Consider the following 1,248-nt stretch of genomic DNA (forward strand, 5'->3'; position numbering starts at 1 on the left):
GGTCACACAGGCAGACATGGATAATGGCAACATTGAAAACATCGCAACAGTTAATGGTACAGACCCGAGAGGCAATGAACATGAAGACGAGGACAACGATGAAATTCCAATTAAACCAACTCCAGAGACCGAATTAGAATCAGGAATCTCATTAGAGAAAATAGCTGATGCTGAAGAAATTGTAGAAGTAGGACAAGAGGTCACTTACACATTTGAAATCACAAATACTGGTGAAACGAATCTCGAAAATATCACTTTAACTGATGAAATGCTTGGTGGAAATATTGATGTGGAACAAACTGCATTAGCTCCAGGAGAGTCCATGCAAATTTCTGCTAAGTACATGGTAAAAGAAGCAGATTTAGAAAATGATATATTGAAAAACGTCGCAACTGTTACAGGAATGAATCCTGAAGATCCTGAATCAGACAATCCACCTACCGATGAGGATGAAGTAGAAACACCTGTGAATTCACCCACTGATGTTGAAGAGAACCCTGGTATTTCTCTAGTGAAAGATAGTAACGTTGATAACGTAACCGAAATAGGTGAAGTTATTACCTACACATTCACTATCGAAAATATTGGTGATGTAGAACTTGGCAACGTCATCCTTAACGACCCAATGCTTGGGGGTGACTTAAAACTTGAAAACACTGTCCTTGCTCCTGGAGAACAAATGTCAGTTTCTCAAGAACATACAGTGACTGAAGAGCAATTTGAGTATGCAACTATTACTAATAAAGCATTGGTTACTGGAGATTCTCCAAGTGGAGACAGAGTTGAAAGTACAGATGAAGTTAAAGTCACAACTGAGTCTAAACAACCTGATGAAGAAAAACCTGATCTTGTAACTGCTAAATCTGTTAATGGTAAAGGTTCTCATACAGTATCTGATAATAACGAAGTGTTCACATATGAGATTGAAACTATTATTGACGACTCTCTTGATATTGATTCATTCAGCATTACAGATAGTGTAGATAACAGGATTTCGATTGACTCTGTTGATATTACGATTGATCGGACTGCAGCTTCAGGTGTTTCTGATGAAGCCGAAAGTCTGATGGCACAACGTTCTGAAATTGAAAAAGAATTACAAGCCGCTAAAGGTGAACTTGCAGCGCTTAATAAGGCCATGGAAAATCAGGAAGAGGAAGCGACAGAAGAAGCTTCTGCTGAAGAAACTGTGGAAGAAGCGACAGAAGAGCCTTCTGCTGAAGAAACCGTGGAAGAAGCAACAGAAGA

1 protein-coding gene is annotated in these 1,248 nt (G+C 39.1%); it reads left to right on the forward strand.

The features are described 5' to 3' along the window. Window positions 1-16: 16 nt before the first annotated feature. The coding region (locus tag BLR15_RS13780; protein WP_143004013.1) for a DUF7507 domain-containing protein at window positions 17-1,248 on the forward strand (1,232 nt) is incomplete at its 3' end.

This window comes from Lacicoccus qingdaonensis, from assembly GCF_900101075.1.
GTDB lineage: Bacteria > Bacillota > Bacilli > Staphylococcales > Salinicoccaceae > Lacicoccus > Lacicoccus qingdaonensis.